General features: G+C 71.6%; 24 protein-coding genes. 12 read left to right on the forward strand and 12 right to left on the reverse strand.

All coding sequences use genetic code 11. The annotated features are described in order from the left end of the window. The first annotated feature begins 81 nt into the window (after positions 1-81). Positions 82-1047 (forward strand): LLM class F420-dependent oxidoreductase, encoded by a 966-nt coding sequence (locus tag AWQ70_RS29275; RefSeq protein WP_067183016.1) that lies wholly within the window; start codon positions 82-84, stop codon positions 1045-1047. Between the two features lie 123 nt (positions 1048-1170). Here the strand turns inward: AWQ70_RS29275 and AWQ70_RS29280 are convergent, their stop codons facing one another. Both AWQ70_RS29280 and AWQ70_RS29285 read right to left on the reverse strand, forming a co-directional pair. Further along, entirely contained in the window at positions 1171-2004 is an 834-nt protein-coding gene (locus tag AWQ70_RS29280) for a MerR family transcriptional regulator (protein ID WP_067183019.1), read from the reverse strand. An 11-nt stretch (positions 2005-2015) separates the two neighbouring features. After that, positions 2016-2930, reverse strand: coding sequence for an alpha/beta fold hydrolase (locus AWQ70_RS29285; protein WP_067183023.1), 915 nt, complete (start codon positions 2928-2930; stop codon positions 2016-2018). 342 nt (positions 2931-3272) lie between these two features. Here AWQ70_RS29285 and AWQ70_RS29290 point away from each other — a divergent pair, with 342 nt between their 5' ends. The 5 genes from AWQ70_RS29290 (at position 3273) to AWQ70_RS29310 (ending at position 8449) form a co-directional block, all read left to right on the forward strand. Then, entirely contained in the window at positions 3273-4157 is an 885-nt protein-coding gene (locus AWQ70_RS29290) for an ABC transporter substrate-binding protein (RefSeq protein WP_067183026.1), read from the forward strand. Beyond that, positions 4148-5098, forward strand: coding sequence for an amino acid ABC transporter permease (locus tag AWQ70_RS29295; protein WP_157530571.1), 951 nt, complete (start codon positions 4148-4150; stop codon positions 5096-5098). The genes AWQ70_RS29290 and AWQ70_RS29295 overlap by 10 nt, the downstream gene beginning before the upstream one ends. Next, a complete protein-coding gene (locus tag AWQ70_RS29300) occupies positions 5095-5871 on the forward strand; it encodes an amino acid ABC transporter ATP-binding protein (RefSeq protein ID WP_067183029.1) in 777 nt (258 codons plus the stop codon). The genes AWQ70_RS29295 and AWQ70_RS29300 overlap by 4 nt, the downstream gene beginning before the upstream one ends. After that, positions 5868-7463: an N-acyl-D-amino-acid deacylase family protein gene (locus tag AWQ70_RS29305; protein ID WP_067183032.1), complete on the forward strand. Its 1596-nt coding sequence runs from the start codon at positions 5868-5870 to the stop codon at positions 7461-7463. Before AWQ70_RS29300 ends, AWQ70_RS29305 begins: the two co-directional genes overlap by 4 nt. 128 nt (positions 7464-7591) lie before the next feature. Beyond that, positions 7592-8449, forward strand: coding sequence for a serine hydrolase (locus tag AWQ70_RS29310; RefSeq protein ID WP_245647200.1), 858 nt, complete (start codon positions 7592-7594; stop codon positions 8447-8449). Positions 8450-8801: 352 nt separating this feature from the next. On the opposite strand, the gene AWQ70_RS29315 is transcribed toward AWQ70_RS29310, so the two are convergent. Both AWQ70_RS29315 and AWQ70_RS29320 read right to left on the reverse strand, forming a co-directional pair. Beyond that, positions 8802-9713: a LysR family transcriptional regulator gene (locus AWQ70_RS29315; RefSeq protein WP_067183035.1), complete on the reverse strand. Its 912-nt coding sequence runs from the start codon at positions 9711-9713 to the stop codon at positions 8802-8804. An 18-nt stretch (positions 9714-9731) separates the two neighbouring features. Then, complete coding sequence (locus AWQ70_RS29320) at positions 9732-10541, reverse strand: SAM-dependent methyltransferase (RefSeq protein WP_067183038.1); 810 nt, start codon at positions 10539-10541, stop codon at positions 9732-9734. A 409-nt stretch (positions 10542-10950) separates the two neighbouring features. On the opposite strand from AWQ70_RS29320, the gene AWQ70_RS40685 reads away from it, so the two are divergent. Next, on the forward strand, positions 10951-11472 hold the full coding sequence (locus tag AWQ70_RS40685; protein WP_067183042.1) for a COG4315 family predicted lipoprotein: 522 nt from the start codon (positions 10951-10953) through the stop codon (positions 11470-11472). A 378-nt stretch (positions 11473-11850) separates the two neighbouring features. After that, a complete protein-coding gene (locus AWQ70_RS29330; RefSeq protein WP_067183045.1) occupies positions 11851-12915 on the forward strand; it encodes a quinone-dependent dihydroorotate dehydrogenase in 1065 nt (354 codons plus the stop codon). A 76-nt stretch (positions 12916-12991) separates the two neighbouring features. Here AWQ70_RS29330 and AWQ70_RS29335 read toward each other — a convergent pair whose 3' ends face one another. From AWQ70_RS29335 to AWQ70_RS29350, 4 genes are all read right to left on the reverse strand, one after another. Then, positions 12992-14623, reverse strand: coding sequence for a beta-N-acetylhexosaminidase (locus AWQ70_RS29335; RefSeq protein WP_067183048.1), 1632 nt, complete (start codon positions 14621-14623; stop codon positions 12992-12994). A gap of 54 nt (positions 14624-14677) precedes the next feature. Continuing rightward, on the reverse strand, positions 14678-15550 hold the full coding sequence (locus AWQ70_RS29340) for an N-acetylmuramoyl-L-alanine amidase (protein ID WP_067183051.1): 873 nt from the start codon (positions 15548-15550) through the stop codon (positions 14678-14680). Positions 15551-15640: 90 nt separating this feature from the next. Then, positions 15641-15775 carry a hypothetical protein gene (locus AWQ70_RS42140; RefSeq protein ID WP_281197129.1) on the reverse strand — a complete coding sequence of 45 codons (135 nt, stop codon included), beginning with the start codon at positions 15773-15775 and terminating at the stop codon, positions 15641-15643. A gap of 208 nt (positions 15776-15983) precedes the next feature. Next, entirely contained in the window at positions 15984-17084 is a 1101-nt protein-coding gene (locus AWQ70_RS29350) for a LacI family DNA-binding transcriptional regulator (RefSeq protein WP_084517935.1), read from the reverse strand. A 179-nt stretch (positions 17085-17263) separates the two neighbouring features. On the opposite strand from AWQ70_RS29350, the gene AWQ70_RS29355 reads away from it, so the two are divergent. Then, a complete protein-coding gene (locus tag AWQ70_RS29355) occupies positions 17264-17947 on the forward strand; it encodes a TetR/AcrR family transcriptional regulator (RefSeq protein WP_245647201.1) in 684 nt (227 codons plus the stop codon). A gap of 200 nt (positions 17948-18147) precedes the next feature. Here the strand turns inward: AWQ70_RS29355 and bldC are convergent, their stop codons facing one another. Further along, positions 18148-18351: a developmental transcriptional regulator BldC gene (bldC, locus tag AWQ70_RS29360; protein ID WP_012895355.1), complete on the reverse strand. Its 204-nt coding sequence runs from the start codon at positions 18349-18351 to the stop codon at positions 18148-18150. 321 nt (positions 18352-18672) lie between these two features. Beyond that, positions 18673-19545 (reverse strand): DUF8083 family protein, encoded by an 873-nt coding sequence (locus tag AWQ70_RS29365; RefSeq protein WP_067183054.1) that lies wholly within the window; start codon positions 19543-19545, stop codon positions 18673-18675. A gap of 203 nt (positions 19546-19748) precedes the next feature. Here AWQ70_RS29365 and AWQ70_RS29370 point away from each other — a divergent pair, with 203 nt between their 5' ends. Beyond that, entirely contained in the window at positions 19749-20915 is a 1167-nt protein-coding gene (locus AWQ70_RS29370) for a Leu/Phe/Val dehydrogenase (protein WP_218004707.1), read from the forward strand. 151 nt (positions 20916-21066) lie between these two features. Continuing rightward, complete coding sequence (locus tag AWQ70_RS38105; protein ID WP_084517936.1) at positions 21067-21297, forward strand: DUF3073 domain-containing protein; 231 nt, start codon at positions 21067-21069, stop codon at positions 21295-21297. Positions 21298-21548: 251 nt separating this feature from the next. Here the strand turns inward: AWQ70_RS38105 and purM are convergent, their stop codons facing one another. Continuing rightward, positions 21549-22574, reverse strand: a complete 1026-nt coding sequence (gene purM / locus AWQ70_RS29380; protein WP_067183059.1) for a phosphoribosylformylglycinamidine cyclo-ligase — start codon at positions 22572-22574, stop codon at positions 21549-21551. A gap of 43 nt (positions 22575-22617) precedes the next feature. Then, on the reverse strand, positions 22618-24054 hold the full coding sequence (gene purF / locus AWQ70_RS29385; protein WP_067183064.1) for an amidophosphoribosyltransferase: 1437 nt from the start codon (positions 24052-24054) through the stop codon (positions 22618-22620). A gap of 164 nt (positions 24055-24218) precedes the next feature. On the opposite strand from purF, the gene AWQ70_RS39370 reads away from it, so the two are divergent. Further along, positions 24219-26525 (forward strand): DUF4190 domain-containing protein, encoded by a 2307-nt coding sequence (locus tag AWQ70_RS39370; protein WP_067183065.1) that lies wholly within the window; start codon positions 24219-24221, stop codon positions 26523-26525. Positions 26526-26542 lie beyond the last annotated feature (17 nt).

Here is a 26542-nt window from a genome sequence, read left to right on the forward strand (position 1 = left end):
CACGATCTGCTCCGGAGCCGGTTCCGGCAAAGAGACCTTCCGCCCCGGCGAGGGCGGGCGCGAGATGGGTACTCGTGCCCCATGGCACAAATCGGGTACACGATGATGACCGAGCAGACGCCCCCCAGGCAGTTGGTCGACGACGTCGTCACGGCCGAGCGCGTCGGCTTCGATTACGCCGTCATCTCCGACCATTACTTCCCCTGGCTGGAGGAGATGGGGCACGCGCCGTACGCGTGGTCGGTGCTGGGCGCGGCGGCCGTCTCGACCCGGCGGCTGCCGCTCATGACGTACGTCACCTGCCCGATCATGCGCTATCACCCGGCCGTGGTCGCGCAGAAGGCGGCCACGATCGGCGTCCTCTCCGAGGGGCGGTTCACCCTCGGCCTGGGCGCGGGCGAGAACCTCAACGAGCACGTGATCGGCCACGGCTGGCCGCCCGTCAACACCAGGCACGACATGTTCCGCGAGGCCATCGAGATCATCCAGGAGCTGTTCGAGGGCGGCTACACGAGCTATCGCGGCGCGCACTTCGACGTCGACTCGGCCCGCCTGTACGACCTGCCGGAGCAGCCGGTGCCGATCGCGATCGCCGCCTCGGGCGAGCAGTCCGGAGAGATCGCCGCCGAGTACGGCGACGCCCTCGTCGCGACCGAGCCGGACGCGGAGCTGGTCGCGAAGTTCGCCGCCGAGGGCGGCCGGGGCAAACCCGTCTACGGTCAGCTCCCGATCGCCTACGACACCGACAGGGACGCGGCCGTGGAACGGGCCCACCGGCTGTGGCGCTGGTCGGCGGCGGGCTGGAAGGTGATGGCCGAGCTGCCCGCGCCGGTGAACTTCGACGCCTACGCCGCGACTGTCCGGCCCGAGGACGTCGCGGAGAAGGTGCCGTGCGGGGCGGACGTGGACGCCGTGGTGGAGGCCGTGCGCCAGTACACGGACGCCGGATTCACCCACGTCGCCCTGGTCCAGATCGGGCACAAGCACCAGAACGGGTTCTTCGAGTGGGCGGAGCGGGAGCTGCTGCCCGCGCTGCGCCGCCTCTGAGAGCGCGCCCTCAGGGACCGATCAGCGTGAGCCCCGCCAGCGCCCGCCCGCCGCGACCGTCCTCCCGAGCCCGGCGCTCCGAGGGCCACAGTTCGGCGGCACCCGGCACGCCCTCTGCCGCCATCACTGACGGTGCCCGGAACGCCGCACCGTGGTGTCTTCCCGCCGTACTCCGGCCGCACCCCGTGTGGTGTCCACGCGCTCAAGCTTGGTCCAGCCGGTCCAGCCGCGCTTTCTCAGCAGCTCGATCAGCCGACGGGCCGGCGGCACGGTGTCGAACGCCAGTCTGTCCATCAGCGTGACCAGCGGTGGCTCGATGTCGGTGTCGTCGACATAGTCCTCGCCCTTCTCGTCGGCCAGCCGCGTGATGTAGGCGGCCAGCTCGTCGGCCAGCTCGACCAGCCGCGGGTCGTCGGCGGTCCCGGCGAGAGCCTGGCCCAGGGTGCGATAAAGGGCGATGAGTCGCGGGTCGGCGATCTGCTCCCTCTTGCGCGCCATCCACTCCGGGACTCGCTGGGGTGAGTGCGCGGCCAGCAGGATCCAGCCGTCACGTTCGACCTGGACGATCCGCTCGTCGATCCCGAGCGCCCGCAGCCGGTCGAGATATTCGACCACCTCCGGTGGCAACACCAGGCTGTCCCCGGCGGCGAGCCGGGCTATCTGCTCGCGGTGCCGCTGCCGCTGCCGGATCTCCGCCCGCAGCCGCTTGTCGATGTCGGCGACCGCCGCGGCGAACTCCTCCTCGTCGGCCCGAAGCAGCTCCCGCACCCGTGCCAGCGGGACCCCGGCTTCGGCGAGGGTCCTGATCCTGATCAGCTCGATCACGGCGCCGGCGTCGTACCTGCGGTAGCCGGAGTGGTCCCGTTCCGGCTCCGGCAGCAACCCCTTGGCGTGATAGTGCCTCACCGCGCGCACCGTCACTCCGGCGTACGACGCCAGCTCACCGATAGTCAGCATCGCACCAGTCTCTAGGGTGCCTTCAAGGAGGCTGCCCGGCGGCCGCCCGCGCCCTGGGCGCTCCGGATGATCTGGGCGATTTCCGGGGCGTGGGTGAAGACCAGCCGGTGGTCGGCGTCGAGCCGGAACGTGGTGATGTGCGGCTGCTCGCGGACCAGCCGCTCGACGCCGGCACGCCAGTTCTGATTGAGCCGCGGCGCGTGCCCCTCGCCGCTGTCGCCGGCCATCGAGGTCGACATGATCATGCTGATCGGGCGGTCGATCTTCCTGTACCGGTCAAGGATCCCGGCCCGCACCACATCGATCTCGACATTCAGGTCGAGAATCTCCCGGGCGGTGAGCAATACCTGCCGCGCGGAGCCCCGCACGGCCTCCTGCCGCGTCGCCAGGTCCTCCCACATCGCGCGGAACTCCGGCAGGACGGCCTCGGAGATGAACGGGTCGGGCACCGGGTTCGCTCCGTCGATGAGGACGAGCTCCGCGACGGTGCCAGGATGCTCGGAGGCATAGTGCACAGCCAGGTCCGCGCCCAGCGAGTAGCCCACGAGCACGGGCGCCGCGGGCAGGGCGAGGCGTCCCAGCTCCGCGAACACGGCGACCAGATCACTGAGGAACGCCTCGAAGGAGTACCGGTCGGCGGCCGAGGCGAGGCCGTGGCCCCGTAGGTCGAAGGTCACCACGTCGTGGTCGCGCCGCAGCAGTTCGGTCAACTCGTGCAGGTCGGCCTGCGTCGAGTTCAGCCCGGGGCACAGGACCAGCGGTCGCCCCCGGCCGCCGCGAGACACCGGGATCGTGACGCCGTCGTGGTGGATCGTGAAGTGCCGCATCGTCCTGTCGCCTCTCTCGGCCCGCTCCCCGTCGCCGCCGTGGTCGCCGTACGGCTCGCGCGGTCCGGCGACGTCCATCGCACTGGGTTTCTCGGTCATGCCGCCATGCTGAGAGATTGACCCTGCGTCAGGGTCAACCGTCGCGGCGAGACGACCGCGCACCCTGGCGGTCGCTGACCTGGGCCCCGCGTCGGCCACGGCCGGCTGTCGTACGAGTGCGCCGAATGCCTGTTCGGGCAGGCCGCCAAGAAGTACGACCGCCGCGAGCGCGGCGGCGATCGTCGCCGAGGCCGTACGGCGGAAAGGCGGCGGGGTCCGGCGCGGGGCGGCCCGGGGAGCATCGAAGAATTCGGCGCTCAGGACCGCAAGCGTTCATGAGTCTTGGGGCTGTGACTCGGCGTCGCCAGCATATGCTCAATCGTTCGCAAAATAGGAGGATCCATGGCAAATCGCCTATTTGTTGCCATTGCTGGCGCGCTGGTGGTGTCCGCGCTCGCGGGCGGCTGCGGGCGTTCGTCGTCAGGAGACACCGCGGGCGAGGGCGCTGCGGCGACGGCGGGCAAGTCCGCGAAGGATCTGGTGCCCGAGGCCGTGCGCAAGACGGGTGAGCTGCGGGTGGCCACGTCCGAGGGGTACCCCCCGATGGAGATGTACAAGGAGGGCACCCAGGAGCTCACCGGCGTCGACCCCGACCTCGGCGCGGCGATCGCCGAGAAGCTGGGGCTCAAGTTCACCATCACCAACGCCGCCTTCGACGGCCTCATCCCCGGCCTCCAGGGCGGCCGCTGGGACATCGTGATGTCGTCGATGAGCGACACCGCGGAACGGCGCGGCGCGGTCGACTTCGTCGACTACTTCAACGCCGGTGGCGCGATCATGGTCAAGAAGGGCAACCCCGAGGGCATCAAGACGCTCGACGACCTCTGCGGCAAGACGGTGGTCCTCGCCAAGGGCAGCTCCAACCTGGCCATCGGCGAGAAGCAGAACGAGAAGTGCTCCACCAAGATGAAGATCATGCAGAGCGAGGACGCCCCCACCGGCCTGCTCTCCCTGGACTCCGGCCGCGCGGTCGCCACCATCGTCGACTCGCCCGTCGCCCACATGTACGCCAACGACACCGGCAAGTACGACGTGCTCTCCGAGCAGTACGAGGCCGGCCCCTGGGGCATCGCGATCGACAAGCGCAACACCGGGCTGCGTGACGCCGTGGCCAAGGCGATGGGCGAGCTCCAGGCCGACGGCGGCTACAAGGAGGTGCTCGACAAGTACGGCGTCGGCGCCAACGCCGTGCCCGAGGTCATGGTGAACACCACGCCATGGAAGTGACGTCCTCCGGGGGCGCCCCCGGCTCCCGCGACGAGGAGGCCGCCGCCCAACCGCCGGTCGAGCTGCCGATCAACGCGGTGCGCCCGCCACGGCCGGGCCGCCTGATCGGCGCGGCGGTGGCGCTCCTCTTCATGGCCTGGCTCGCGTACACGATCATCGTCAACGAGAACCTGCACTGGGACGTGATCGTCTCGTTCCTCATGGACGGCCGGATCCTCGGCGGCCTGTGGGTGACGATCCAGCTCACCGTGTACTCGATGGTGATCGGCCTGATCCTCGGCGTGCTCGCCGCGGTGATGCAGCTCTCCGACAGCCCCGTGCTGCGCGGCACCTCGGCGCTCTACACCTGGTTCTTCCGGGGAACGCCCCTGCTGGTGCAGCTCATCTTCTGGTTCAACATCGGGCTGGTCTTCCCGAGCTTCGGGATCGGCGTGCCCTTCGACGGCCCGAAGCTGGTCGAGTGGCAGGCCAACGAGCTGATCACCCCGTTCACCGCGGCGCTGCTCGGCCTCGCGATCAACGAGGGCGCGTACATGGCCGAGATCGTGCGCGCGGGCATCCGCTCGGTGGACCCCGGCCAGCGCGAGGCCGCCGAGGCGCTCGGCATGTCGCACCGGCAGGTGCTGCGCCGGGTGGTGCTCCCGCAGGCGATGCGCGTGATCATCCCGCCCACCGGCAACCAGTTCATCTCCATGCTGAAGACCACGTCGATGGTCTCGGTCATCGCCGGGGCCGAGCTGCTGACCGTCGCCCAGCGCATCTACCTGGGCAACTTCGAGGTCATCGCGATGCTCATCGTGGCGTCGATCTGGTACGTCGTGCTCACCACGATCGCCAGCGTCGGCCAGCACTTCATCGAGAAGCGGTTCGAGCGCGGGCACGCCGCGCTGGGGGCCCGGGTCCGCCGCAACCTGCGGCCGTTCGCGAAGGAGCCTGCATGACGGCCGGGCACGCCGAGCCGATGGTCAAGATCCGCTCCCTGCGCAAGCGGTTCGGCTCGGTGGAGGTGCTCAAGGGCATCGACCTCGACGTCCCGCACGGCCAGGTGGTGTGCGTGGTCGGCCCGTCCGGATCGGGCAAGTCGACCCTGCTGCGCTGCGTCAATCGGATGGAGACCATCGACTCCGGCCGGATCTGGGTGGACGGCGAGCTGATGGGCTACGCCGAGCGCGGCGACCGCCTGCACCTGCTCCCTCCCGCCGAGCTGTGCCGTCAGCGGCGCCCGATCGGCATGGTGTTCCAGCGCTTCCACCTGTTCCCACACCGTACGGCGGTCGAGAACGTCATGGAGGGCCCGGTCACCGTGCTCCGCACCTCCCGTGCGGAGGCCCGGCGGCAGGCCATGGAGCTGCTGGAGCGGGTCGGCCTGGCCGACCGCGCCGGGCACTACCCCGCGCAGCTCTCCGGCGGCCAGCAGCAGCGTGTCGCCATCGCCCGCAGCCTGGCGATGCGGCCCAAGCTGATGTTGTTCGACGAGCCGACCAGCGCGCTCGACCCCGAGCTGGTCCAGGAGGTGCTCGCGGTCATGCGCGACCTCGCCGCGAGCGGCATGACGATGATGGTCGTCACCCACGAGATGGGCTTCGCCCGCGAGGTCGGCGACCAGCTCGTGTTCGTCGACGGCGGTGTGATCGTCGAGCGGGGCGACCCCCGCGAGGTGCTCGCCGCACCCAAGAACGACCGTTTCCGCGCCTTCCTCGGGCAGGTCCTGTGAGCCGCTTCGACCTCCTGATCCGCGGCGGCCTCGTGTTCGACGGTACGGGACGCCCCGGCCGTCAGGCGGACGTCGCGGCCGACGGCGGGCGGCTCACCGTGCTCCCGCCCGGCTCGGCGGCGGACGCCGCCGAGGTGATCGACGCCCGCGGCCGCGCCGTCGCCCCCGGGTTCATCGACGTGCACACCCACTCCGACGGCGTCACCCTGCTCGGCCAGGACGACCGCGAGCTGGTGCGCGCCTCGGTGCTCCAGGGCGTGACCACGGAGATCTGCGGCAACTGCGGGTCGAGCCTGTTCCCGGCGCTGCCGGAGCGGGTGGACGGGATGCGGGCGGACGCCCGCGTGTCCTTCGGCGGCGACGTCGGCGTCTATCCGGACTTCACCGGGTTCGCCGAGGCGCACGCCCGGATGCCGCGGGCCAACCACATCGCCTCGCTCGTCGGCCACGGCACGCTGCGCGCCGGCGTGCTCGGCCCGGTGGACCGGCCGGCGACCCCCGCCGAGCTGGCCGCGATGTGCGACCTGCTCGACCGCGCCCTGTCCCAGGGCGCCGCCGGGCTCTCCACCGGCCTCATCTACACGCCCGGCACGTACGCGAGCACCGACGAGGTGGTGGCGCTCGCCGCCGTCGCCGCCCGGCACGGCAAGCCGTACGTCACCCACCTGCGCGACGAGATGTCCCGGGTGGAGGAGGCGCTGGAGGAGGCGATCGAGATCGCCCGCCGCAGCGGCGCGGCGTTGCACGTCTCCCACCACAAGACCGCCGGCCGGTACGCCTGGGGTCGCACGGAGCGCACCCTGCCGAGGATCGCCGAGCTGCGGGCCGGCGGCATGGACGTGACCTGCGACGTCTACCCGTACACGGCGGGCAGCACGGCGCTGGCCGCGATGCTGCCGCCGTGGGCCAACGACGGCGGCATGGCCGCGCTGACCCGCAGGCTGGCCAGCCCCGACGAGCGGGACCGGATGCGCCGCGCCATCGCCGAGGGCGTGCCCGGCTGGGAGAACACGGTCGGCAACGGCGGCTGGGACCGGATCTCGGTCGCCTGCGCGCCGCGCAACCCGCGGACCGAGGGCAGGACGATCGCCGACCTGGCCGCGGCCTCGTCGGCCGACCCCCTCGACATGGTCGCCGAGCTGCTCCTCGCCGAGGGCGGCGAGGTGACGATCATCAGCCACTCGATGGTCGAGGAGGACGTGCGGCGGGTGCTGGCCGCGCCGTACGCGATGATCGGCTCGGACGGCGTGCCCAAGCCGGGCGGGCGGCCGCACCCGCGCTGGGCGGGGACGTTCCCCCGCGTCCTCGGGCACTACGTCCGAGAGCTGGGGTTGCTCAGCCTGGAAGACGCGGTGCACAAGATGACCGGGATGGCGGCGGCCAGGTTCGGCCTCGCCGGGCGGGGGGTGATCCGCGACGGAGCGCACGCCGACCTGGTGGTCTTCGACCCGGACACGGTGGCGGACGGCGCCACCTTCACCGACCCGCTGCTGCCTCCGGCGGGTGTGGACGCGGTCGTCGTCGGCGGCGCGGTCGTCGCCCGCGAGGGCGTGGAGACCGGCGCCCGGCCGGGCGGGGTCCTGGCCCTCTGACGGCTCGGCGACGGCGGCGAGACGGCGATGAGACGGCGGCGAAACGGCCGGGACCGATCGCCGGGCGAGCCGCCGTCGCGAGCGGGACGAGCGGCCGGCGAGCGGTATCGGTGAGTGGGTGATCTTCGATGAGCACGATTGACGGGACCATGATGATCGACGGGCGTGACGGGACCATGACGGTCGACGAGCGGGTGGCCGCCGTGGCGGCCCGGGTCGAGGAGGTCGCCGCGTCCTGCCCGGGGACGCTCGCCGCCTGCGTGCCCGGCCTGTTCGGCGTGAACGAGGACGTCGAGCTGCCGCTCGCCAGCACCGGCAAGGTGCTGCTGCTCGCGGCGGTCGCCCAGGGGGTGGCCGGCGGCGAACTGGACCCGGCCGAGCCGGTCGAGCTGGCCGAGGACGACTACGCCGCCGGGTCCGGGCTGCTCACCGGCCTGTCCGCCCGCACCTGGACGATCGGGGACCTCGCGTTGCTCACCGCGTCGGTCAGCGACAACACCGCGACCAACGCCCTGTTGCGGCGACTCGGCCTCGACCGTGTCGCCGCCGTCGCCGCCGGGCTCGGGCTGGCCAGGACCCGGATCCTGGACCGGATCAGGGAGCCGCGGCTGCCCGTCCACCCTCCGGCCTTCGCCCTCGGCACCGCGCGCGAGCTGGGCGCCCTCGCCGCCTCCCTGGACGGCCCGGAGCCGTGGAAGCACCTGATGCTCGGCTGGATGGCGCACAACACGGACCGGAGCCTGGTGCCCGCCCCGCTGCCGCACGAGCCCGAGGACCGCGAGATCCCCGAGGCCGTGCCGTACCCGGGGGTGTGGGTGGCGAACAAGACGGGCACCGACGCCGGGACCCGGGCCGATGTCGGCCTGCTCGTCGGGGCCCGAAGGCTCGGCTACGCCGTGCTGGCGCACGGGCCGGAGGGCGGCGAGCACGACCTGGTCCTGGCCGTCCGCGAGGTCGGCCGCGCCGTCGCCGCGCTCGCCCATTGAACTGTGTTTATTTGCGCTCGCTTCGCTCGCGCGGGCTCGGGGCGCCTTGAGGCGATGTCTTCCCTCGTCACTCGGGACTCGTTCCTCGCCCGCTCGTTCCTCAGTCCAGACACCGCCGCGCCCCTCGCGTGATGGGTTCGGCACCGTGGTGATTGATGGGGCTCGCGGGCTCGGGGCGCCTTGAGGCGATGTCTTCCCTCGTCACTCGGGACTCGTTCCTCGCCCGCTCGTTCCTCAGTCCAGACACCGCCGCGCCCCTCGCGGAGTCGCTCGTTCCTCAGTCCAGACACCGCCGCGCCCCTCGCGGAGTCGCTCGTTCCTCAGTCCAGACACCGCCGCGCCCCTCGCGGGATCAGCGCAGGGCGATCCGCATCCGGGCCGACGCGTCGCGCAGGTAGTCCAGGAAGGACCGGAGCGCGGGGTTGGGGTTGGTCGGCCGGGAGGCGGCGCCGATCCTCCGGTAGAGCTTGGGGGCGTCCACCTGGCACACCTGGATGCCGCCGGCGCCGTGCGCGCCCAGGCTCGGCACCAGCGCCACCCCCAGACCGGCGCGCACCAGGCCCAGCGTCACCTCGTAGTGGTCGCTGCGGCACCGGATGGTCGGGCTGAACCCCTCCAGCGCGCTGGCGCGTTCCAGAACCGAGACCGGTGTGTCCGTGCCGTACGTGGTGATCCACGGCTCGTCGGCGAGGTCGGCGAGCCGCACCCGGGAACGCTGGCCCGCCGGATGGCCGAGCGGCAGCACGAGCAGTTGCGGCTCGTCGAACAGGTGGGTGACCTCGACGCCCTTGGGCGGCTTCCACGGGTCGAGCGCATGCTCGAAGACGACGAGCACGTCCAGGGCGCCCCGCTCCACATCGGGCAGCAGGTCGTGCGGCTGGCCGAGCACGAGATCCAGCTCGACGGCGGGATGCCGGGCGGTGAAGGTGGACAACGCGAGCGGCAGCAGCCGATAGCCCGCCGAGGCGAAGAACCCGATGCGGAGCTGCCCGGCGTCGGCCCGCGCCTGGGCGAGCAGGTCCTTCTCCGCGGCCTCGATCAGGTCGAGTACCTCGTGCGCCCGGGTGGCGAGCCGCCGCCCGGCCGCGGTCAGCCGCAGGCTGTGCGCCGCGCGTTCCACCAGCCCGACGCCCGCCTCCTCCTCCAGCCGGGAGAGCTGGTGGGAGACGGCGGAGGGGGAGAGCCGCAGATTACGCGCGGCTCCGGCGATGCTCCCCGTCCTGAAGACCTCGAGAAGCACCCTCAGGCGGTGGCTGCTCAGCATCCACCCAGTATCGGCGCACTACGGGAGCAGACCGACCCCGCTGTACCCGTCGACGCCGGGGAGCTTGGGCAGGTCGGGCTCGCCCGCCTCGGGACGCCAGTCGCCGGTCGAGACCAGGCCGGGCTCCACCAGCTCGAAGCCGTCGAAGAACCGCAGGATCTGCGTCCTCGTCCTGGGGGTGGCGTTACCGGCCGAGGTCCGCGCGTACAGCTCGCGGCCCTCACGCAGCGCGTCCTCGTCCAGGTCTCCGTACGACAGGTGACTGATCACCATGGCGCTGCCGGGGGCGAGGCGGGCGCGCAGCGTCCCGACCACCCGCTCGGCGAGGTCGTCCTCGGGGATGAAGTGCAGCACGGCCAGCATGAGCAGTCCGACCGGCCGGTTGAGGTCGAGATGCCCCGTGACGCGTGGGTCGTCGAGGATGGCCGCGGGGTCCCGCAGGTCGCCGTCCACGACGATGGTCGAGGGGTTGTCCGCGAGCAGAGCCCGCCCGTGCGCGAGCACGATGGGGTCGTTGTCGACGTACACGACGCGGGATTCCGGGGCCGCGCGCAGCGCCACCTGGTGCACGTTCTCCTGGGTGGGCAGTCCGGCGCCGATGTCCAGGAACTGGCGGATGCCGGTCCCGGCCAGGAACTCCACGGCCCGGCTCAGGAAACGCCGGTTGGCTTGGACTCCCTCCCGCACGTTCGGGGTGAGCGCGATGACCTTCTCGGCCGCGGCCCGGTCGGCGGCGAAGTTGTCCTTTCCGCCGAGGAGATAGTCATAGATCCGCGCCACGCTCGGAATGGTGGGGTCGACTCCCGGCGGTGCCTGTTCCGTGCTCATCTGTCCCGTCCGCTGTGGTTCGCCGTAACGACGAACGCTAGCCGATCGGCACGGCGTATGCCGCGATACAGCCCCTATCGTTACATTTCGGGAGAAGGGCGGTTTCCCGGGCTTCGCCGAGGGGGCTCGGCGCGGCCCCCGCGCTCCGCCGTTCCCGCCCCCGGGCCGGTCGTTTCCGATGGCGCCGCCGCCCCCGCCCTCGCCGTGGGCCCCGGAAATGTGATCTGCCCGATATTTCCGTCCTGTACGGCCAAGCGTCGCGGATTCGGAACACCTTTCGGAATGGCCGCGTGCCGCAATTCAAAAGACTTGTAAAGGCATCTCTCTGTACTTCGTGTCTCGCCGGTGGAAAGGCCCCGCGGCGTGTCTCCTAGATAGCCGTATTCGCCTACTGCCTTGGAGGCCGAACATGAAGAAACTGCTGTACGTCGGTGCGCTCGCGCTCGGCGTTCTGGCGACCGGCTGCGGCGCCGGCACCGACACCAGCGGAGCCAGCCCCGTCGCCGGGGAGGAGACGTCCCCCGGCATGATGTCTCCCTCCGAGATGATGACGCCGATGCCGGCCGAGACCGGCCCCGCCAAGCTCGCGGTCATGACCTCGGGCATCGGCAAGATCCTCGTCGGCACGAACCAGCGCACGGTCTACCTCTTCGAGAAGGACAAGAACGGCAAGTCGTCCTGCACGGACGCCTGCGCGGAGGCGTGGCCTCCGGTCGTCTCCGAGGGCAAGCCCGAGGCGGGCGAGGGCGTCAAGGCGAACCTGCTCAGCACGCACAAGCGCCCCGACGGCAAGATGCAGGTGACCTACAACAACCACCCGCTGTACTACTTCGTCAAGGACGAGAAGCCCGGCGACACCAAGGGGCAGAAGCTCAAGGACTTCGGCGCCGAGTGGTTCGCGGTGAGCCCGGAAGGCAAGAAGGTGGGCTAGGTCGTATTCCTCGGGTCTTCCCGTCTGCCGCGGTCTTCCGGACGGGCCCTCGCGGTGTTGTCGCCCCACCCGCGAAAACTCCTCGCACCCTCGGAGTTTCCGCGGGCCGGGATCGTCGGCCGGAGGCTCACTCCGACCTTCGTCTCCGCCTCGCGAGGCATCCGTCCGGCCGGTCCACGGCGCGGTGAAGATCCACGGAACACGTCCTAGAGCCGGTGGCCCCGGGCCCCCCGAGGCACCGGCTCCGCTCGACACTCGTCGCCCCGGGCTCACCGCCCGGGCGACGAGCTCTGCGGCGCTCCCGCGACGCCGCGCCGGGCAGGCGACGGACCGCCCGGTGAGCAGGTGGGCGGCGGTGAACCGCTACTCTGACCGGTGATGTATCGATTCGTGTTCACGCTGGTCCTGAGCCGCCTCGACGCGGAGGACGTCCACCATCTGACGATCAGGGCGCTCCGCCTGCTGGCGGTCCTCCCGGTCGCCAAGCGGGTGCTGCACCGGCGGCTGGCCCCCCGTGACGAGGCGCTCCGCGTACGCGCCTTCGGAGTGCACTTCCCCGGCCCCTTCGGCCTGGCCGCCGGGTTCGACAAGAACGCCGAGTGCTTCGAGGCGCTCGCCGCCTTCGGATTCAGCCACGTCGAGGTCGGGACCATCACCGCGCGGCCCCAGCCGGGGAACCCCCGTCCCCGCCTGTTCCGGCTGACCCGCGACCACGCGATCATCAACAGGATGGGGTTCAACAACGCGGGAGCCCGCGCCGCCGCCGCCCGGCTGCGCCGTCCCCGCTCGATTCCCGCCGTCGTCGGCGTGAACATCGGCAAGACCAAGGTGGTGCCCGAGGAACGGGCCGCCGAGGACTACATGGCCAGCGCGAAGGAACTCGCGCCGCTCGCGGACTACCTGGTCGTCAACGTCAGCTCGCCCAACACCCCGGGTCTGCGCAACCTGCAGGCCGTGGAACTGCTCCGCCCGCTCCTGGAGAGCGTCAAGAGCGTCGCGGGCCGCACCCCTCTGCTGGTGAAGATCGCGCCCGACCTGGCGGACGAGGACGTGGACGCCGTCGCCGACCTGGCGGTCGAGCTGGGCCTTTCCGGCATCATCGCCACCAACACCACCATCGGACGGCCCGGCGTCGTCAGCGGCGAGGCGGGCGGGCTGTCCGGCCGCCCGCTCAAGGCCCGGTCGCTTGAGGTGCTGCGCCGGCTGCACGCCCGCGTGGGCGACCGGCTGACCCTGGTCTCCGTGGGCGGCGTCGAGGACCTCGACGACGTGTGGGAGCGCATCCTCGCCGGTGCCACCCTCGTCCAGGGATACACCGGCATGATCTACGCGGGTCCGCTGTGGGCCGCGCGCATCCACCGCGGGCTCTCCCGGCGGCTGCGACGGCACGGCTACCGTTCGATCTCCGAGGTCGTCGGGGCGGCGAACCGCGTCGGCGGCTGACCGCCGGGCCCGCCGGTCGTCACCCTCTCCTGAGGCGACGAGCGGCGGACCACACGCGCCGGCCCGGCGAGACCCGTCACATGCTGGGGCGGGTGGAGTCCGCCGTCAGGGTCATCTCGTCCAGGTGCAGCATCACGTCCTGGACGTCGATGACACCCGGCCGGTGCCGCCGCGCCCCGCCGCCGCGCTGCCACGGCCGCGGCCCCTCGACCGGGCGGTACTCCACGCCGAACGCGTCCAGCCGGTCGAGATGGCGGGCGAGCCGGTCGGGGAACGACGCCGGCGCGGGGCCTCCCGTCCAGCCGACCTCGGCGGCGGCGCAGCCACGCGGCCAGGCGCGGTAGTCCAGCGTCCGGCCGTCCGGGATGCGCTCGCTCCAGAGCTGGAACTGCAGACCGGCGACCCGGGCGCGCTCCCCGTCCTCCCACGTCGCGGGGGCGGGCTCGAACGCCGCCACGTCCCCGACGGTGATGGTCTCGCCGATCGCCAGCGGCTCCTCGGCCGACGCCGCCTCGCCGTAGTCGAAGTACAGCGGGAACACCGGGGTCGCGATCACCTCGTGCCCGGCGGCCGCCGCCCGCCTGCCCACGGCGGCGCCCCGCCACGGCATGACCAGCGTGTCCTCGCGCAGCATGCCGCTCACGAACGCCTCGTCCCAGACGACCGCGCGGACGCCGCGCTCGGCGAGCAGGTCGGCCAGCCGACGCAGGAACCAGGCGTGCAGGTCGGCCGGCGACTCCAGGCCCAGCTCCGCCCGGTACGCGCTGATCTCGGCGGACGCCTCCCAGGCGTCCAGCACGCATTCGTCCCCGCCGATGTGCAGGTACGGCACGTCGCCGAGCGCGCCGATGATCTCGTCGAAGACGGCGGCCAGGAAGTCCACGGTGCCCGGCAGCGGCGAGAGGATCGCGGGCGAGATGCCCCAGCGGTCCAGCACCCGGTGCCGCTCGCCGGGGATCGCCCCCAGCGACGGGTACGCCGCGAGGATCGCCGAGGCGTGGCCGGGCACGTCGACCTCGGGGACGACGGTGACCGCCCTGGCCCGCGCGTACGCGCCGATCTCGGCGAGGTCGCGCAGCGTGTAGTAGCCGCCGTGCGGCACCCCGTCGTAGGTCGGCTCCTCGTGGTAGTAGCTCGTGACCGTCTGGGTCCGGTGCGAGCCGACCTCGTGCAGCAGCGGGTACGCCCTGCTCTCCAGCCGCCATCCCTGGTCGTCGGCCAGGTGCAGGTGGAGCCGGTTCAGCTTGTGCAGGGCGAGCAGGTCGATCATCCGCAGCACCTCCCGCTTGGGCAGGAAGTTCCGGGACACGTCGAGATGCGCGCCGCGCCAGGAGAACGCGGGGGAGTCCTCGATCCGCCCGCAGGGCACCCGCCACTCGGTCCCCGGGAGCGCGACCGATCGGAACGCCTCCACCGGGAGCAGTTGCCGGAGGGTCTGCCCCGCGTAGAACGCGCCCGCCGTGTCCCCGGCCGCGATCAGCACCTCGTCCGCCGCGATCGTGAGCGTGTACGCCTCGGCCCCCAGGCCCGGGTCCAGGGTCACCCGCACCCGCGCGGACGCGTCCCCGCGCCCGAGGTCCAGGACGGCGAGCGCGAGCCGTACGGCGTCGACCAGGTCGGCGGGACCCGACACGGCGGTCCCGGGCGTGAAGGCGAACGATCCCGGCGCGGCCTCGGCCAGCCGTGGGCGAGGAAGGAGGTGATCCATGGCTGAATCATGCCAAATCACGCACGCCTCGCCCATGGGCCGGGAGTGACCGGCTCAGGACACGTAGTTCGTGATCCCCTTGGCCAGGGCGGCAGCCGCCTTCTGGCGGAACTGCGGGCTCTTCATCTTGGCCGCGTCGCCCGAGTTGCGCATGTTCCCGACCTCGATGAAGACCTTGGGAACGGACGAGAGGTTCAGCCCGCCGAGGTCGCTCCTGAAGTCCAGCGCGTTCTTCCCGATGTACGTCGAGTACGGCTGGCCGGTCCCCGAGTGGAAGGCGTTCCGGACCGCGATGCCCAGCTTGCGCGAGTCGTTCACCACCGGGTCGACCGGGCCGTTGATCTTCTTCGGCATGATGATGTGGAAGCCGTGCCCGCTCGCGGGGGCCCCGTCGCCGTGGATCGAGATCGCGGCGTCGGCCTCCGCGTTGTTGCCGATCGCCGCCCGCTGCGTGATGCACGGCCCGACGCTCGTGTTGTTCTTTCGGGTGAGCTTGACCGTCGCGCCCTCAGCCCGCAGCAGCTTGGCCAGCCGGGTCGAGACGTCCCAGGTGAAGGCCGCCTCGCTGTACCCGTCGTTGGTCGCGGTGCCGGTCGTGTCGCACGGCTTGCGCTTGGTGAGGACGTTCACCGGTTTGTTGATGATCTCGGGATGCTTGTAGTTGCCGCCGTTGTGGCCGGGATCGATCACGATGACCTTGCCCGCGAGCGGCTTATCCGCATGGCTGGACGGCGCCCCGTCCGCCCGCTCGGAGACCTTCCCCGCGCCGATCGCGGCCGTACGGCTCTGCCCCTCGCCGGGGGCCGCGTCGGCGGCGACCCGCCCGGTGGCCGCTCGGACATCGGTGGCCTGGCCCGCGCCACCGCACGCGGCGACTCCCAGCCCGCTGCAGGCCAGAATCGTGGCGATGAGTGGTCGTCTGATCACGCTCGGATCCCTTCGCAGAAGTCAGCTCACCAACTTACGCGAGCGTCGGCGTGATCAGACCGTTATGTCGGTGATATGCCGTGAAAGGAGTCACCAGGCGGGTTCGGCGACCTCCTGCTTCTCCAGGAGGGCGGCCAGCTCGCGGGCGTCCTCCGCGTCCAGCCCGAGGACCACGCGGGGCCGCCCCCACGGATGATCGATCGAATGGGCGACGTAACTGGCCACGGACTCGCCGCCGGCCGCCCTCGCGTCTCCAGCCAGTGCGCCCAGGCCCGCTCCAGTTCGGCGGCGGCCCGCTGCGCGCAGGAGACCAGTTCCGGATCACGCATGAATCCCCCCGTAGTCGCTGTGGCCGCCCACCGAGCGACCCGCCGGGGGACGGCGTCTTGCCCAGAGTCAACACCCTCGGCATCCGGACGCCGCGCAGGTTGACCTAGCTTTGGTCATCGCTTGGAGCGGCCCCGGTGCTGTGCCGTACGACGATCTGGGGCGTGACCTCGCGCAGCCGGCCGACCTTCCCCGGCTCGGTGATGCGCTCGCTGAGCAGCGCGGCCGCGGAGCGGCCCATCGCCCGGCGCGGCTGGTCGACGCTGGTCAGCGACACGTGGCTGACCGCGGCCAGATGCGTGTTGTCGTAGCCGACGACGGACAGGTCCTCGGGCACGCGCAGCCCCAGCTCGCTGGCGGCCGTGAGCACGCCCATGGCGACGATGTCGTTGGCCGCGAAGATCGCGGTCGGCCTCGGCTGCCGTTCGAGCAGCGCCCTGGCGGCCCGGCGTCCGCCCTCCTCGGTGAAGTCGCCGTGCTCCACCATGATGTACGGCGCGAGCGCGTGGCGGCGCATCGCCACCAGGTAGCCCTCGCACCGGCACCTGGCCGCCGACGACGGTGTGCCCTCGATGTGCGCGATGCGGCGGTGGCCGAGCTCGACCAGGTGGTCGACCGCGAGCCGGGCGCCGAGCTGGTCGTCGTCCACCACGATGTCCACGCCGTCGAGCTCGACGTCGCGCTCGCCCACCACCACGGTCGGCGTGTAGGCGGCGGCCTCGGCGAGGGTGTGGCTGGACGGGGCGACGCCCAGCAGGACCAGGCCGTCCACCCGGAGTTCGAGGAACGCCTCCACGGCCTCGTCCTCGAACGCGGGGTCCCAGCGCCCGCTGCCGATCAGCAGCCGCAGGCCGTCGCCGTGCAGGCTCTCCTGCAGGCCGTCGAGGAACTCGGCGTAGAACGGGTTGTGCAGGTCGGCGACCAGCGCGCCCACCAGGTGGGTGCGGCCCTCGACCAGGCTGCGCGCCACCGCGTTCGGGCGGTAGCCCAGCTCCCTGGCGGCCTGCAGCACCGCCTCCCTGCGGTGTTCGCTCACGTGCGGCGATCCCCGGAGCACGAGCGAGACCAGCGACTTCGAGACGCCGGCACGCTCGGCCACGTTTCGGATCGTCGGCCGTGGCCGCGGGCTGAAGCCATCGGGCAGACCCGCGTCTGGTACGGACACGATGGCGTGCCGGGCGGTGGTCTGTATGGACGGTCCTGACATGGTTCTCCCCACGATGCGCGGACGTGCACCTGTCTGACCAAACGATCGAGAAGCCGTAAGGGTACGGGTTTCTCTCCGTAACGCGCATTTCCCGCTTTCCCGGCAAGGGGGACGGGCGATCCGCCGCGCATGATCAAATCGAGTGATCATCCTGGCCGTGCTCCGCTAGTCTGCGGAGTGTGGGCGCGATATCCCGGGCGAAAAGCGATCAGAAGATCCCGGACAGGCCGGCCGCGCGACCGGTACGCCGCCGGCTCAGCGTCGATCGGCGGCGCGAAGAGCTGATCACCGCCGCGCTGGAGCTGTTCGGCAGGCGCGACGCCGAGGACGTCTCGATCGACGACGTCGCCACGGCGGCCGGGGCCTCGCGGGCGCTCGTCTACCACTACTTCGGTGGCAAGCAGGAGCTCTACGTCGCGTCGTTGCGCAGCGCGGCCGAGGAACTGGAGGCCCGGCTCCGCCCGGAGGACGCCGGACGTCCCGTGGAACGGCTGGCCCAGGCGCTCACGCGATATTTCGACTTCGTCGAGGAGCACGCCGCCGGGTTCGCGGCGCTGCTGAAGGGAGGCCCGGCCAACAGGGCCGGCGAGGTCGGCGAGATCGTGGAGGGCGTACGGCGGCGCCTGCTCCGGCTGATCACCGACGAGATGCGGATCGCCGATCCCGGACCGGTGCTGCGGGTCGCGCTCAGATCGTGGATCGCCTCGGTGGAGACCGCGGGACTCGACTGGCTGGAGCACCGCGACATGGAGCGGTCCGAACTGGAACGCCTGCTGGTCGACCAGATGGTCGCGCTGCTTGAGGTCGCCGGGCGGCACGACCACCGTGTTCGGGGGATCGTCACGGCCGAGCCGGCGTCCTAGAGATCCCGCGAAAGGGGCGCTCGGGGACGGTGGCGCCGGGAGGGCGGCGCCGGTACGGCACCTCCCGCGGCCCGTATCGGCCACGGGCGTGCGGTGCCGCGATGGACGCGCTCACATCGATGACGTTGCTGACGCGAGCGCGCCGTCTCCCCCTCGACTGGTGGACGACTCCCCCTCGATCGGCGGACGACGCCCGGACCCTACTCGGTGCGCTGCTGCGGAATCCCCGCCAGCAGCGCGCGGACCTCGGTCTCCCGGTAACGGCGGTGACCGCCGAGGGTGCGGATGGATGTCAACTTGCCCGCCTTCGCCCACCGAGTGACGGTCTTGGGGTCGACGCGGAACATGGTGGCGACCTCCGCCGGGGTGAGCAGTGGCTCGGCCTCGGGTGTACGAGCTGACATGTGTGCGGCCTCTCCTCCGTGTGGACCGGCGACAGCGATCCTGCGACTTATCCTGGCGCTTGTCACGGATGTCCCCCAATGATCCATAAGTGCGGTTTCATGGATCATTTTCGGTATCACCCGATGTGACCATACAGCCACGTAACGCGATTGGCGAGCCCTCTGGGAGCAACGCCACGACCACGTGGTGATGTCACGCTCGGTGATTCTAGCGACACGCTTCGTGGTATCGCAGTGAAAACGGCAAACTACTCAGTTCGCAGATCTGAGATCGAACATCCCATGACCCAATAGTGCAGGTCGGTGGGTGCGATATGGGCTTTAGTTGGCAGACTGCAGTGCCTGGATCGACCTCCACCGAAGCACCACACGCTGGTACATCGCGAAGGCAAGTTCTTCCTGACCGTTGTCCAAACCGGTGAGCGCGGCGGCCAGCTCGGCCACCGACTGGTCGGCCTCCAGCGTCTCGTCGTCCATGAGATGGACCAGCCCGCCGTAGTCGAGCTCCACCAGCGAGTGGGGGTGGAACTCCTCGAGCCACCTGCCGACGTCCTCGAAATCGGCGTACGCGGCGGTGTCCGGCGCGTGCTTCCTGATCACCCCGAGCGCCTTGGCCACCCGCCTGCGCGCCTGCGCCATCGAGGTGACGTACAGCATGGTGCGCGCGGGGGCGGCCACGGCCTGCGCGGGTTGGTCGGCGCCCTCCGCGGGCTCCCCGCCCAGCACGAGCCACCGCTCCGTCGAGTCGAAGGGCGCGAACCACGACGTCGGCACATGCCAGGTGCTCGACCTGATGTGCGTGCGCAACGACGTGCCCGAACGCTTGTGGCGGTCGAAGTCGTCGGCCGTCCGCTCGGCGACCGCCTGCGGCACGAAACGGTCCGCCAGCTTCACCGGGGTGCCGCCGCGGAACGAGGCGAACGCCAGCCAGGACCTCAGCCTGCTCTGCCACGGGCAGACGTAGAGCACGTCCTCCACCCGGCGCAGGTAGGCGTTGGAACTCTCCCGCTCCGGCGCGGGAGCCGGGGGGACGCCGAGGATCCTGCGTACCGCCTCGCCGTGCTCCACCTCCAGCGCACCGGCCCGCCGCGGACGATCACGGGACTCGGCGTACGCGGCCCAGATCCTCTGATCCCGGGGGGAGAAGGCGGCCAGCGGCTCATAGACGCGGAGGTAGGCGGCATAGGGCAGCACACCAGAATCGTGCCACGAGGCCGGGGACGCTGGGGAGGGCCGTCTCACTTTCCATGATCCGACGGTGGTGACCCGGTTAGGCTGTGGACGGCCCGTCCGCGCACCCGACGTCGCCCTACCCGGCGCGACGGCGGACCTCCCGCGGCGGGCCGGCGGATCCGCCGTGACGGAGCGGCGGACAGAAGCGGTCAGGAGTCACCACCGTGATCGACGTCTTCGGGCTCTCCCACAAGGACAGCGGGCCCATCAGCGTCACGACCGGAGCGGAGCGGAACGCGTCCGCGACGGATTCCCCCATCGGTTCCCCCACGAGGCGAGGCCCCCGGCACGAGCAGGTCGTGTTCTGCTCCGACGAGCGCAGCGGCCTCTACGCGATCATCGCCGTCTACAGCACGGCCCTCGGGCCCGCGCTCGGCGGCACCCGGTTCTATCCGTACGAGAGCGAGCAGGCGGCGCTGGCCGACGTGCTCAACCTCTCGCGCGCCATGGCGTACAAGAACGCCCTCGCGGGGCTCGACCTCGGCGGCGGCAAGGCCGTGATCATCGGCGACCCGTCGGCGGACAAGTCCGAGGCGCTCCTGCGGGCATACGGACGGTTCGTCGAGTCGCTCGGCGGGCGCTACTACACCGCGTGCGACGTCGGCACCTACAGCGAGGACATGGACGTCGTCGCCCGCGAGTCGTCGTACGTGACGGGGCGCACCCCGGCGCACGGCGGCGCCGGAGACTCCTCGATCCTCACCGCCTTCGGCGTCTTCCAGGGCATGCGGGCCGCGGCGGACCACACGTTCGGCACGCCCACGCTGCGCGGCAGGCGGGTGGGCGTCGAGGGGGTCGGCAAGGTCGGGCGGCGGCTCGTCGACCACCTGATCGAGGACGGCGCCGAGGTCGTGGTCTGCGACGTCGACGAGCACGCCGTCGATCTCGTACGGCGCCGCCACCCCTCGGTGGACGTCGTCGCGGACAACGCCGCGCTGATCGCGTCCGACATCGACGTCTACGCCCCGTGCGCCCTGGGCGGCGCGCTGAACGAGGCGACCGTCCCGCTCCTGAGGGCGCGGATCGTCTGCGGCGGAGCCAACAACCAGCTCGCCGACGCCGGCGTCGGAAAGCTGCTGGTGGAGCGCGGCATCCTGTACGCCCCTGACTACGTGGTGAACTCCGGCGGAGTCATCCAGGTCGCCGACGAGATCGAGGGGTTCAACATGGAGCGGGCCAGGGCAAGGGCCGCTCAGATCTTCGACACGACCGCGAAAATCTTCGCCCTCGCCGCCGCCGACGGGGTCCCTCCGGCGACCGCGGCGGATAGGCTCGCGGAGCGCAGAATGTCGGAAGTCGGGCGGCTTAGGGGCATCTGGCTCCGCCGCTGACCGCCGACGCCCATACGGCGTACCGAGCGGCGCGCAAAACAGGTACGGTTATAGGCGAACGAGAGACTGGCGCCTAAAGTCAGGTGGCGCCAGTGCGCGGTGCGTTAGCGACGAGGGGTCCGGTGCGACCCCGCATGAGGGGGTCGAGCCAATGGGGCGCGGCCGAGCCAAGGCCAAGCAGGTCAAGGTCGCCCGCCAGCTGAAGTACAACAGCGGCGGCACTGATCTTGAGCGTCTGCGCGCGGAGCTCGGAGTCGTGGACGAGGGCGATTCCGGCCACAGTGACGAGCATGACCCTTACGACGAGCTGGCTGATCGGTATGCCGATTATGCCGTCGACGATGACGAGGGCGACGGCAAGGACTCGTCCCGGCGCCGTTAGCCGTTCCTGACAGCGGTCGAAGTGACAACACCCGGCGAGGAGCCTTTCCACGCCGGGTGACTTCGCGTTGTCCGGGATCCGATCGTGTTGTGAGGGTCCGACCGGGCGCCCCGGCCCAGCCGGGGCGCCTTTTGGCGTGTGCCCGAACCCCGCGCCGCCTCCGGATTCCATGATCCTGCGAGTTCTCCCGGCCGGTTCTCGGGCGAGGCCGGTCGGCGCTCCGCCGGAGCGGGTCGCCGACCGGGCTTCGATCAGCGGTAACGGGCCACACCCGAACCGGGCACGACCTCGCCGAGCACCCAGGCGGGCACGCCCCGGCCGGTGAGCAGAGCGAGCGCCCGGTCGGCCTGGTCCGCCGGCACGACCGCGCACATCCCCACGCCGAGGTTGAACGTCCGGTCCATCTCCTGCTGCGGGACGCCGCCGCGCCCGGCGAGCACCTCGAAGATCGCGGGCGGGGTCCAGGAGCCCCGGTCCAGCAGGGCGTCCACCGTGCCGGGCAGGGACCGGGCCAGGTTGGCCTCGAGGCCGCCGCCGGTGATGTGCGCGAAGGCGTGCACCTCCACCTCGCGGATCAGCGCGAGGCAGTCCAGCGAATAGATGCGGGTGGGTTCGAGCAGCTCCTCGCCCAGCGTCCGCGACAACTCGGGAAGCTCGCGCTCAAGGTCCAGCCCGGCGGTCTTGATCACATGTCTGACCAGGGAGTATCCGTTGGAGTGGACCCCGCTGGAGGCCAGGGCGAGCACCACGTCGCCGGCCCGTACGCGGTCCGGTCCGAGCAGCTCGTCCGCCTCGACGACCCCCGTGCCGGCGCCAGCCAGGTCGTACTCGTCGGGGCCCATGGCGCCGGGGTGCTCCGCCGTCTCGCCGCCGACGAGCGCGCAGCCCGCGAGCCGGCACCCCTCCGCGACGCCGCCCACGATGTCGGCGATGCGCTCGGGCACCACCTTGCCGCACGCGATGTAGTCGGTCATGAAGAGCGGCTCCGCGCCGCACACCACGAGGTCGTCGACGACCATGCCGACGAGGTCGATGCCGATCGTGTCGTGCTTGCCGAGCCGCTGCGCCAGCATGACCTTGGTGCCGACGCCGTCGGTCGAGGTCGCCAGCAGCGGACGGCGGTAGCGCAGGAAGGCCGAGGCGTCGAACAGCCCGGCGAACCCGCTGGCGTCGTCCACCACCTCCGGGCGCCGGGACCGCGCCACCCGGGACTTCATCAGCTCGACGGCCCGGTCACCGGCCTCGATGTCCACACCGGCGGCGGCGTAGCTGGTCATGTGCTCCCCTTCGTCGGTCGTGCCCGGTCGCCCGTGCGACCCGTCACAGTTGCCCTTCCAGGACGTACTTGCCGACCCTGTCCTGGTCGATCGCGATGGGGTACTCGCCGGTGAAGCAGGCGCGGCAGAGCCGGTCGGCGGGGATCGTCGTCGCCTGGGTCAGCCCCTCAAGGGAGATGTAACCGAGGGAGTCGGCGCCCAGCGAGGCGCGGATCTCGTTCACGGACAGCGACCCGGCGATCAGCTCCGCCCGGGTGGCGAAGTCGATGCCGTAGAAGCACGGCCACGCGACCGGCGGCGAGGAGATCCGTACGTGGACCTCCGTGGCACCGGCCTCGCGCAGCATCTTGACGATGGCCCGCTGGGTGTTGCCGCGCACGATCGAGTCGTCCACCACGATCAGCCGCTTGCCCTGGATGACCTCGCGCAGCGGGTTCAGCTTGAGGCGGATGCCGAGCTGGCGGATGGTCTGCGACGGCTGGATGAACGTCCGGCCGACGTAGGAGTTCTTCACCAGGCCCTGGCCGTACGGGATGCCGCTCTGCTCGGCGTAGCCGATGGCGGCGGGAGTCCCGGACTCGGGCGTCGGGATGACGAGGTCGGCGTCGACCGGGTGCTCCCTGGCGAGCTGGCGGCCCACCTCGACCCGGGTCGCCTGCACGCCGCGACCGGCGATCGTCGTGTCGGGCCGGGCGAGGTAGACGTACTCGAACAGGCAGCCCTTGGGCTGGGCCGCCGCGAACCGGCGGGACCGGACCCCGCGCTCGTCGATCGTCAGCAGCTCGCCGGGCTCGATCTCACGGATGAAGGAGGCGCCGACGATGTCGAGCGCCGCGGTCTCGGAGGCGACCACCCAGCCGCGTTCGAGCCGGCCGAGCACGAGCGGCCTGATGCCCTGCGGGTCCCGGGCGGCGAACAGGGTCGTCTCGTTCATCCAGACCAGGGAGTACGCGCCCTTGACCTGGGGAAGCAGCTCGGACGCCGCCTCCTCGATGGACTGCGAGCGGTCCTGCGCCAGCAGCGCCGTCAGTACCTCGGTGTCCGTCGTCGCGCGGATGGCGTCCGACGGGAGGCGCAGCGCGAGCTCGCCGGTGTTGATGAGGTTGCCGTTGTGGGCGAGCGCGAGGCCGCCGTGTTCGGTGGAGCTGAGCGTGGGCTGCGCGTTCTCCCAGACGCTCGAACCGGTGGTCGAGTAGCGGCAGTGCCCGATCGCGACGTGTCCGCGGAGCGTCCCGAGGATGGACTCGTCGAAGACCTGGGACACCAGCCCCATGTCCTTGTAGACCAGGATGCGGCTGCCCTCGCTGACCGCGATGCCCGCGGACTCCTGCCCGCGGTGCTGCAGCGCGTACAGCCCGTAATAGGTGAGTTTGGAGACATCTTCCCCCGGAGCCCACACCCCGAAGACGCCGCAGGCGTCCTTGGGGGCGCGATCGAGGGAATCGAGGTCATGGCTCAGTCGGCCGTCGCCTTTCAGCACATGCTTGAGTCTATTTCGGCCTTCTCCCTGCTCGCGCACGCGGGTACGGAAAGTCTCGAGGAAACGATCGACTCGGCTTTGCCGTGTCTTCCGGGGTCCGTCCGCGCCCTCCGGAGAGCCTTGGGTCTCCGGCATGCCCAACTCTGGTCCGGGAGAGAGCGACCGTGACGACACCTGACAAGCACGCGTGGGAGCCCCCGCGTGACCAGCGGCCCGACAACGAGACCCGTCCGGACGAGCAGCGACTGGTCCTTCCCGTGAACTCCTGGGACGAGCCCGATCTCGAAGGCTCCTGGTGGGAGCCCTCCGGATATCGGGAACCGGACCAGGCCCGGCCCGGGGAAACCCGCTCGTCAGCTTTCGGCGAAATCGGCGGCGATCCGGCGGGTACGGACCACCGGCCGGCGGCCGACCCGCACCTGGGAGACGGCGGAGACACGAGTGACCCCGGTGTCCGCGACGGACGTGGGCGTGAACGCGGGGGAGCGGAGACGGGCGAGCCGGATTTCAGCGAGTGGACCGACTGCGGGTTCTCCGACGATCTCGCCGCCACCGATCCGGGCTACCGGTCCTGGGCCGAGCCCGAGACCACCTGGGAGAGTCTCAAGGCGTGGGCGGCCCAGGACCCGCTGGCGAGCCGGACTCCCTATGCGTCCGGGCCCGCCCAGCGCCCAGAAGGCCCCGGTCGTGACTCGGGCGGAGCGCCGGGACAGGGCGCCCCGGGCATGAACGCCGGGGGCGGCGCGGACGCGGCCGTCCCGCCCCAGGTTCCGCCCCCCCATGTGACACAGGCTTCGCCGCATCCTCAGTCCCCGGCGTCCCCGGGTACGGCGCAGGGGACGCCTCAGCCGCCACCGCAGTTCCCGGCGGCCCCGCAGACGTCGCCGCAGATCCCGTTCCAGGGCGGGCCGCCGGGTCGGCAAGGGGGAGCGCACGCCGACCCGCCACCCGCCTCCTCCTCGGGAGCCTGGAACGACCCGTACGCCGGACCCGCGACCGGGCCCCGATACGGGGACCCGCAGCCGGACCCGCGTACCGACTGGCAGTCGGCCTCCGGGACGGGCGCCTGGTCCGACGCCGCGGCGGACGCCCGCCCTGAACCACGCATCGACGGCGCGTCCGACGGCCGGATGGACATCCGGTCCGATCACTGGACGGAATCCCGGGGCGAGCAGTACGCGGAGGGCCGGGCCGACGCGTACATGGAGAGGCGGTTCGACGCTCACGGGTTCCCGATCGGCGGGGCCGACGCTGCCGGTGATTCCGGGGCCGTGTACCCGCCTGACGTGGCGACACCTCCGGCCGGATGGACCCCGTCCGTCTCGCCGTACCCGCCTGGACCGGCGAGCGGGCCCGAAGGGGCCGCCGTGCCGCCGTCCACGTGGGCGGAGGGGGGCGTCTGCGGCCACTGCGGCATGCCGCAAGGGACGTCGGGACCGTCCGGCGCCGGGACGGGAGCCTTCGGAACGGCCGGTACGTCCGACGGCGGTACGGGGGCCTTCGGAACGGGTGGTTCCGCTGACTACGAAGGCGGGGCGGAGGATTTCGGTTCCGCAGGGGTGGCGACCGGGCCGATGACCCGGGTGGGCGGCCACGACGGGCGAGGCACGACGGACCGGCCCGTGTGGAGCGCGGGGGCCTCCACAGGGGAGTCCACGTCCGGGGAACTCATGGCGGGAGGCGCCGCCGACCGGGGAACCGCGGGCGGTCAGGCCGCTCACGGGGGAGCCGCGGCCGGGCTGATCCCGTACGCGGGCGTGAGCCGCAGGGGCCCGGAGGGGGAGCATCCCGCCGACGGGCACGTGCACGTGCTCAAGGCGGGCGGCCGGGGCGAGGCGCCCGCCTGGGGACGCGCCGACGACGACTACGTGCGCGTCATCGGCAAGGACGCCGGAACCGAGGGACCGGAGGAGCCGCAGGGCCGCCCCGGCGAGTACGGCGAACGCCTCCCCGAAACCCCGCGGCCTCCGGAGGAGCACTTCGGCGACCGCACACCGCCCGGGGAGCCTCGGCCACCGGCGCGCGGCGGGGCCGGCGGCCGGCCTCCTTCGGACGACCAGCCCGTCTATCCGGGAGAGCCGGGCAGGCGCGACGACGGACAGATCTACTACCAGCAGCCGCCGCGAAGGCGGGGCGAGGGTCTGGGCACGGCCGCGATGGTGCTCGGCATCGTCAGCATCGTCCTGTTGTTCTTCTGCGGGCTCGGCGCGCTCACCGCGATCGTGGGCGCCGTCCTCGGCGTGGTCGCGCTCGCGATGGGCGCGAGCAAGGGGCGCGCGGTCACCGGCATCGTGCTGAGTGTCCTGACGCTCGTCCTCGCCGCGGTCATCGGGGTCGCGTTCTACAACTGGTTCCAGGCCAAGAACATGGGCGAGTGCTTCGACGTCAGGACGCATCCCACGCAGGCGTCCACCCAGCGCTGCATCGAGGACAAGCTGAGCGGCTCGGGCGTCACCGGCCGGTCCGGCTGACCCGGAACCCCGCGGCC

It is taken from the genome of Microtetraspora niveoalba, from assembly GCF_001570405.1.
In the GTDB taxonomy this organism is placed as follows: Bacteria; Actinomycetota; Actinomycetes; order Streptosporangiales; family Streptosporangiaceae; genus Microtetraspora; species Microtetraspora niveoalba.

Coding starts and splice junctions, on each gene's coding strand:
- AWQ70_RS29275 (WP_067183016.1), top strand. CDS start 82: ATGGCACAAATCGGGTACACGATGATGACCGAGCAGACGCCCCCCAGG.
- AWQ70_RS29280 (WP_067183019.1), bottom strand. CDS start 2,004: ATGCTGACTATCGGTGAGCTGGCGTCGTACGCCGGAGTGACGGTGCGC.
- AWQ70_RS29285 (WP_067183023.1), bottom strand. CDS start 2,930: ATGACCGAGAAACCCAGTGCGATGGACGTCGCCGGACCGCGCGAGCCG.
- AWQ70_RS29290 (WP_067183026.1), top strand. CDS start 3,273: ATGGCAAATCGCCTATTTGTTGCCATTGCTGGCGCGCTGGTGGTGTCC.
- AWQ70_RS29295 (WP_157530571.1), top strand. CDS start 4,148: ATGGAAGTGACGTCCTCCGGGGGCGCCCCCGGCTCCCGCGACGAGGAG.
- AWQ70_RS29300 (WP_067183029.1), top strand. CDS start 5,095: ATGACGGCCGGGCACGCCGAGCCGATGGTCAAGATCCGCTCCCTGCGC.
- AWQ70_RS29310 (WP_245647200.1), top strand. CDS start 7,592: ATGAGCACGATTGACGGGACCATGATGATCGACGGGCGTGACGGGACC.
- AWQ70_RS29315 (WP_067183035.1), bottom strand. CDS start 9,713: ATGCTGAGCAGCCACCGCCTGAGGGTGCTTCTCGAGGTCTTCAGGACG.
- AWQ70_RS29320 (WP_067183038.1), bottom strand. CDS start 10,541: ATGAGCACGGAACAGGCACCGCCGGGAGTCGACCCCACCATTCCGAGC.
- AWQ70_RS40685 (WP_067183042.1), top strand. CDS start 10,951: ATGAAGAAACTGCTGTACGTCGGTGCGCTCGCGCTCGGCGTTCTGGCG.
- AWQ70_RS29330 (WP_067183045.1), top strand. CDS start 11,851: ATGTATCGATTCGTGTTCACGCTGGTCCTGAGCCGCCTCGACGCGGAG.
- AWQ70_RS29335 (WP_067183048.1), bottom strand. CDS start 14,623: ATGGATCACCTCCTTCCTCGCCCACGGCTGGCCGAGGCCGCGCCGGGA.
- AWQ70_RS29350 (WP_084517935.1), bottom strand. CDS start 17,084: ATGTCAGGACCGTCCATACAGACCACCGCCCGGCACGCCATCGTGTCC.
- bldC (WP_012895355.1), bottom strand. CDS start 18,351: ATGTCAGCTCGTACACCCGAGGCCGAGCCACTGCTCACCCCGGCGGAG.
- AWQ70_RS38105 (WP_084517936.1), top strand. CDS start 21,067: ATGGGGCGCGGCCGAGCCAAGGCCAAGCAGGTCAAGGTCGCCCGCCAG.
- purM (WP_067183059.1), bottom strand. CDS start 22,574: ATGACCAGCTACGCCGCCGCCGGTGTGGACATCGAGGCCGGTGACCGG.